This window comes from Stenotrophomonas maltophilia (assembly GCF_047497515.2).
In the GTDB taxonomy this organism is placed as follows: Bacteria; Pseudomonadota; Gammaproteobacteria; order Xanthomonadales; family Xanthomonadaceae; genus Stenotrophomonas.
The window spans coordinates 138,646-144,941 of record NZ_JAXAXL020000013.1 but is presented as its reverse complement, the minus strand read 5'-3'; the positions used below and the strand labels follow the sequence as shown (position 1 = coordinate 144,941).

5 protein-coding genes and 1 pseudogene are annotated in these 6,296 nt (G+C 67.4%); 4 read left to right on the top strand and 2 right to left on the bottom strand.

Annotated elements, in window-relative coordinates; genetic code table 11:
• Positions 1-96: 96 nt before the first annotated feature.
• Both ACMZPQ_RS17100 and ACMZPQ_RS17095 read left to right on the top strand, forming a co-directional pair.
• Positions 97-1,317 (top strand): annotated as a pseudogene (locus tag ACMZPQ_RS17100) (aminotransferase-like domain-containing protein); the annotation flags it as partial.
• Positions 1,318-1,395: 78 nt separating this feature from the next.
• Positions 1,396-2,070: a methyltransferase gene (locus tag ACMZPQ_RS17095; RefSeq protein WP_197580291.1), complete on the top strand. Its 675-nt coding sequence runs from the start codon at positions 1,396-1,398 to the stop codon at positions 2,068-2,070.
• Positions 2,071-2,086: 16 nt separating this feature from the next.
• On the opposite strand, the gene smqnr is transcribed toward ACMZPQ_RS17095, so the two are convergent.
• Positions 2,087-2,734 carry a SmQnr family pentapeptide repeat protein gene (gene smqnr, locus ACMZPQ_RS17090; RefSeq protein ID WP_197580292.1) on the bottom strand — a complete coding sequence of 216 codons (648 nt, stop codon included), beginning with the start codon at positions 2,732-2,734 and terminating at the stop codon, positions 2,087-2,089.
• A 126-nt stretch (positions 2,735-2,860) separates the two neighbouring features.
• Between smqnr and ACMZPQ_RS17085 the strand changes: the two genes are divergently transcribed.
• A complete protein-coding gene (locus tag ACMZPQ_RS17085) occupies positions 2,861-3,637 on the top strand; it encodes a DeoR family transcriptional regulator (protein WP_197580293.1) in 777 nt (258 codons plus the stop codon).
• 10 nt (positions 3,638-3,647) lie between these two features.
• On the top strand, positions 3,648-4,781 hold the full coding sequence (locus tag ACMZPQ_RS17080) for an MFS transporter (protein WP_197580294.1): 1,134 nt from the start codon (positions 3,648-3,650) through the stop codon (positions 4,779-4,781).
• A 9-nt stretch (positions 4,782-4,790) separates the two neighbouring features.
• Here the strand turns inward: ACMZPQ_RS17080 and ACMZPQ_RS17075 are convergent, their stop codons facing one another.
• A complete protein-coding gene (locus ACMZPQ_RS17075) occupies positions 4,791-6,296 on the bottom strand; it encodes a PepSY domain-containing protein (RefSeq protein ID WP_197580295.1) in 1,506 nt (501 codons plus the stop codon).

The following is a 6,296-nucleotide window of genomic DNA, read 5'->3' as shown; positions in this document are numbered from 1 at the left end:
ATGGTGGTTCATCCGGGCTCTTTGGGGGCTGGACAGGTGTGGTAACCACCATTTTCCAAAGATGCCCCGGATGAACAACCTACCGAGAGATCACACCTAGCGGCTGAAGGCGTGATCAGTGCACGTGCCGGCTCGGGCTTCTACGTCAGTGGCCCGGCCGCACCGCTGGCCTTGGCCGCGATGGAGCCGCGGCTGGACCGCGTGGTGGACCCGCTATGGGTATCAAGACAGTCGCTGGAGACGCCCGCGGGCCATCTCAAGCCGGGCTGCGGCTGGATGCCCAGCGACTGGCTGTACCAGGACGGCATGCGTCGCGGCCTGCGCCGGCTGGCACGTGTCGATGCTGCGCAGCTGGTCGACTACGCCGGCCCGCTCGGCCTGCCCGCATTGCGCCAGCTGTTGCAGCGGCGTGCTGCTGCACTGGGTATCGATGCGCCGATGGAACAGATCCTGCTGACCGAATCGGGCACGCACGCGGTCGACCTGATCTGCCGCTTCCTGCTCAAGCCCGGCGACTGCGTGCTGGTGGATGACCCCAGCTACTTCAACTACCACGCGCTACTGAAGGCACACCAGGTGCAGGCGGTCGGCGTTCCGTATACCCACACCGGCCCGGACCTGGATGCGTTCGCGCAGGCGCTGCAGGCACATTCGCCGCGGCTGTACATCACCAATTCGGGCCTGCACAACCCGACCGGCGCCGTGCTTTCCGCCAGCACCGCTCACCGCCTGCTGGGCCTGGCCGAGCGCAGCGAACTGATCATCGTCGAGGATGACATCTTTGCCGATTTCGAGCTGCAGCACGCACCGCGGCTTGCCGCGCTGGATGGGCTGTCGCGGGTGATCCACGTCGGCAGTTTTTCCAAGACGCTGTCGGCGGCGTCGCGGTGCGGTTACATCGCAACGCGCCACGACTGGATCGACGCGCTGACCGACCTGAAGCTGGCAACCAGCTTCGGTGGTGGCCATCTGGCGATGCAGCTGATGCACATCGCGCTGACCGACAGTGGCTACCGCCGCCACATGCAGTCGGTGCGTTCGCGCCTGGCCGACGCACGCCGGCATGCGCTGCGGAAACTGCACACCCTGGGCATCACCCCGTGGCTGCAGCCCGAAGCCGGCCTGTTCCTGTGGTGCCAGCTGCCCGATGGCCGCGACGCCGCGGCCCTGGCGCGGCACTGCCTGCGCGAGGGCATCGTGCTGGCACCGGGCAACGCCTTCAGCCAATCGCAGCGCGCGGCCGACTACCTGCGGTTCAATGTCTCGCAATGCCAGGACCCGCGCATCTGGCAGGTACTGGCACAGGCCATGCGCTGAGCGCGATGCTGGTGCCCTGCGGCACTGGCACTTGCATGCCACGGTACAGTGGTAAGTCCCCGTTGCAGGAATGCCCGCATGTCCTCGTTTTCCGATCCGCAGGCCGTGGCCCGCTATGCCGAGGGCCCGCTGCGCCAGGTGCCGGGCTACCTCGCCCTGCAGCAGATGAGTCGTCTGCTGCTGGCCGAACGGGTCCCCGTGCACGGGCGTGTGCTGGTGCTGGGCGCCGGTGGCGGCCTGGAACTGAAGGCCTTTGCCGAAGCCCAACCGGGCTGGCAGCTGCTGGGCGTGGACCCGGCCGCACCGATGCTGGCCCTGGCCGAGCAGACGCTGGGCCCGTTGAACGCACGCGTTGAGCTGCTGGAAGGCTACATCGACGATGCTCCGGACGTGCGCTTCGACGGCGCCAGCTGCCTGCTGACCCTGCACTTCCTCGACGCCACGCAACGCCTGCATACGCTGCGCGAACTGCACAAGCGACTGCGCACGGGTGCCCCTCTGGTGGTCGCCCACCACAGCGTGCCGCAGGATCCGGACGGCAAGCTGCGCTGGTTGCAGCGCTACGCGGCGTTTGCCGAAGCCTCTGGCGTTGCGCGCGTGGATGCGCAGCGCGCGATCGAGGCCATTGCCGAGCGGCTGCCGTTGCTGTCACCCGAGCAGGAGGTCGCGCTGCTGCAGGAGGCCGGCTTCGACGATGTGGAGCTGTTCTACGCCGGCTTCAGCTTCAAGGGCTGGGTAGCCTACGCAACGTGATGCGGCCGGACCGTCATCACGGCACCACAGTGATGCCGATCCGCTGCATCAGCAGCGCCACCTGCTGCACGTCCAGCCGTGCGCCACGCAGGTTGGCGCTGCGCACGTCCAGCTCACCCAACTCGGAGTTGGTCAGGTCGCAATCGGTGAAATTGGCGCTGTTCCAGTCGATGCCCTCGAACTGGCCACCGGACAGGTCCGAACCGGCGAAGCTGGCACCGCTCACGTTGGCGCCGTCCCAACGGTTCTCCCACAACTCGCACTTCTCCAGCGTCACCCGCGAGAAATTGGCGTAGCGCAGGTTCGACTTCTTGATGAACGCGCTGCAGAACCCGCTGCGCGTGGTGATCTGGTTCATGAAGCTGGCATTGCTGAAATCCGCGCCCTGTGCGCGGCACTCGCTGATCTCCAGGCCCAGCGCCTTGATGAAATTGAAGTGGCACATGCTGAGGTCGCAGCCACGGAAGCTGGCCTCCTTCAGCGTGGCACCGTTGAAGCGGCAACCGGTGCGGCTGTCGGCGTCGTAGAAGCTGCAGTTGATGAACTCGGTCGCGGTCAGGTCCGCGCCGGAGAAGTCGCATTGCTGGAACTGCTGGTCGACCACTTTCTGGCCGGTGTACTGGTCGGCGCCGATGCGCAGCTTGTGGTGAACGGTGAGGGACATCAGGGATTCCATGCCAGGGAGCGCGGCCATGATGCCGGGGAAGCGCCGTATTCCCAACCCCGCCTGCGCCGCGGAACGCAATGCCTGATGTTGCACGTTCATGCACACTCATGCATGATTCCCGGCATGAGCTCCGATCCCAGCCCCCTTCCCGCCCAGCGCACCCAGCAGATTCTCGAAGAACTGCGCCAGCAGGGTCGCGTGGTCGCCGCCGACCTGGCGCGCCGCTACGCCGTCTCCGAAGATTCGATCCGCCGCGACCTGCGCGAACTGGCCGCCCAGGGCCTGTGCCAGCGTGTCTACGGCGGGGCGGTGCTGCCGCCGCCGAAGGAACGCCCGCTGCGTGAGCGGTTGACCCATGACCGGGGCGACAAGGCCGAACTGGCCGCTCGCGTCTGCGCTCTGCTGCAACCGGGCCAAGTGGTACTGCTTGATGCGGGCTCGACCAATCTGGCCATTGCCCAGCAGCTGCCTGCCGCGCTCGGGCTGACGGTGATCACCAATGCTCCGCAGATTGCTACCGCCGCCAGCTATCACGAAGGCATCGCCGTGCAGTTGATCGGCGGCCGGCTGGCCCGTGGCGGTGGTGCGGTCGGCGCCGAAGCGCTGGCGCAGGTGCAACGGCTGCGCGCCGATGTCTATCTGCCCGGCCCCTGCGCGGTGGACGGCGACACCGGCGTGTGGGCGATGGATCCAGAGGAAGCCACGCTGAAGCGCGCGATGGTCGCCTGCAGCAGCCGCATCATCGTCGCCGCCACCAACGAAAAGCTCGGTGCCCGTGGCCACTGGCAGATTGCCGGCCTGGACGAAATCGACGATCTGGTACTGACCACGTCAGCGCCCCCCGCACTGGCCGCCCGCTTCCGTGCCGCCGGCATCGCCGTGCATCCCACCCTGCCCTGATCCAACCGCCATGTCCCTTGCCAACCGCGCGCGTGCCGAACAGCACGCGACCCGCGCTGCATTCTTCATTCCCGGCTTCGCTACCGCGTTGTGGGCCACGCTGGTACCGTTCGCCAAGTCACATACGGACATCAACGATGCCACGCTGGGCCTGGTGCTGCTTTGCCTCGGTGCCGGTTCGCTGCTGGCGATGCCGCTGTCCGGTGTGCTGGCCGCGCGCCTGGGCTGCCGTCGGGTGATGGTGGCCAGCACGCTGCTGATCTGCCTCAGCGTGCCCGGGCTGGTGCTGGCCGACACGGCCTGGCTGCTGGGACTGGTGCTGTTCGTGTTCGGTGCCGCGGTGGGCGCAATGGACTGCACGATGAACGTGCAGGCGGTGATCGTCGAGCGCGAAGCGCGGCGCGTGATGATGTCCGGCTTCCATGCCTTCTTCAGCATCGGCGGTTTCATCGGCGCGGCCACCATGACCGTGCTGCTCTCCGCACAACTGCCACCGCTGGCGTCGGTGCTGATCGGCGTGGGCGCGATGCTGCTGGTGATGCTGTTGTCGGCATCGCACTGGCACCGCGAACGCATGCCGCACGACACACCGATGCTGGCCATGCCGCACGGCGTGGTGTTGTTCATCGGCGTACTGGCCTTCGTCGCTTTTCTCGGCGAAGGCGCGATGCTGGACTGGAGCGCGGTGTTCCTCAGCGACGTGCGTCGTGTCGACGCCAGCCTTGCGGGCATCGGCTATGTGACCTTCACCCTGACCATGACCATCGCGCGCCTGTTTGGCGATGCCCTAGTGGCACGCGTCGGTCGCCAGCGCGCGATCGTGTTCGGCGCCCTGCTCGCCGCCAGCGGCGTGCTGGTGCTGACCCTGGTTACGCCCTGGCAGGCATCTCTGGTCGGCTACGTGCTGGTGGGCCTGGGCTGCGCCAACATCGCGCCGGCCCTGTTCTCGCTGGCCGGCCACCAGACCCGCATGCCCGGTGCACTGGCGATCACGGCGGTGTCGACGCTGGGCTTCGCCGGCATCCTTGCGGGCCCGGCGCTGATCGGCTTCGCCGCCAACCACGTCGGCCTGATCGCCGCGTTCATCGGCGTGGCGACGGCCCTGTTGCTGGTGGCGATGTCCACGCGCTGGCTGCGGGTGTGACCCGCAGCATCAGCGCCGCCGACGCCGCACCTTCATCCGCACGCGCCGATAGCCGATCACAGTAGCGGTCGCACATAGCGCAGTGCCCGCCACGCTCAGCAGCAGCAACACACCCAGTCGCACAATGTCCTGCCGCAGCATCGCCGGCAGGTCCCAGCTGTGCAGGAAGTAGAACAGCCAGCGCCCCACCCGCTCGCGGCGCCCCATCGTCAACAGCGGGTCACCGCTGGCCAGGTCGAGGTAGACACGCGTCGCCTCGGCGTCACCGAAGTCCGCAACTGCCACCGGAAAGCGGCGAACGGCTGCACCGTTCATGGCTTCGGGCGCGCGCGGATAGAAGTAGGCATCAGCCGACTGCAGGACGCGGAAGTCCTGCAGCGGCGCATCCGACATCAGGGCTACCTGCTGCCGCAGGCGCGCAGCAGGCAACTGGCGCGCGACCTGTAGCCGCCCGTGCACATTGGACACGATGCGGGTATCGCCCTGCCCGTCCAGCAACAGCGCGAACAGCTCGCCACCGATGCGACGCCACTGGATTTCCACCGGCCGGAAACGCGCGTCGCCGGCCACCGCCAGCAACGCCGACGGTTCGGCCAGCGCCCCATCCACCACCACCCGGTCACCGCGGTAACGGTCGGCAGTGATCGCATCGCGGGTACTGCTGAACACACCCAGCGGGTTCATCGACATCAGGCCGCTGAAGATCCAGGTGAACACGAAGGCAGCAGCGACCAGACCGATCAGATGGTGCCAGCGCATCCAGGGTTCGACATACGGCGTCTTCGCACCGGAGCGGTAGCGCCCACGGAAACGCCAGCGCCACAGGCCGACCACGATGCCGCTGACGGACGCCACGGTACACAGCGCCGACAGCACGATCACCACCCAGGTCCATACCGGATCCACCGACTGCATGCGCAGGAAGTACAGCCAGTGCAACCATGCGCCCACATAGTTCCAGCGCTGCTGCACATGCGGCGCATCCAGCACCACCTCGCCCGTGTGCGAGGACACGTACAGGTCCCCAGGTTGGGTACCACCTACCTCGACCCGGTACAGCGGCCGATGTGCATCCAGTGTGCGCGAGTGTGTCCATCGATCCTCATCCACGCGCATTGCGCCAACGAAGGCCTGCCCGCCGGCAAACTGCGCGGCCGACGCTTCGGCGCGCTGTGCCGACACTGGCAGCATCGCTTGGCCTGTCCGCGCCGACCACGCGCCGACGTTGCTGCCGCTGCGCACCACATAGGCGGGTTCGCCACGCAGCGTGGTCAGCGCCACGGCTTCCGGCTCGGCCTGTACAGCGCCTGGCAGCGCCGACAGCCCTCGCCAATCGACGGCATCACCCAGCACCGGCAGCGCCGCCAGGCGCTCACCGGGGGTCAGCTTTGGATAGCCGATGAACAGCATCACCATGCCGCTGACGAACCACAGCAGCATCAACAGGCACCCTCCGATGCCCAGCCAGCGATGCACCAGGTAGGTCCAGCGCTTGGCGGTGGAACGCAGCGACAT

Coding starts and splice junctions, on each gene's coding strand:
- ACMZPQ_RS17075 (WP_197580295.1), bottom strand. CDS start 6,296: ATGTCGCTGCGTTCCACCGCCAAGCGCTGGACCTACCTGGTGCATCGC.
- ACMZPQ_RS17080 (WP_197580294.1), top strand. CDS start 3,648: ATGTCCCTTGCCAACCGCGCGCGTGCCGAACAGCACGCGACCCGCGCT.
- ACMZPQ_RS17085 (WP_197580293.1), top strand. CDS start 2,861: ATGAGCTCCGATCCCAGCCCCCTTCCCGCCCAGCGCACCCAGCAGATT.
- ACMZPQ_RS17095 (WP_197580291.1), top strand. CDS start 1,396: ATGTCCTCGTTTTCCGATCCGCAGGCCGTGGCCCGCTATGCCGAGGGC.
- smqnr (WP_197580292.1), bottom strand. CDS start 2,734: ATGTCCCTCACCGTTCACCACAAGCTGCGCATCGGCGCCGACCAGTAC.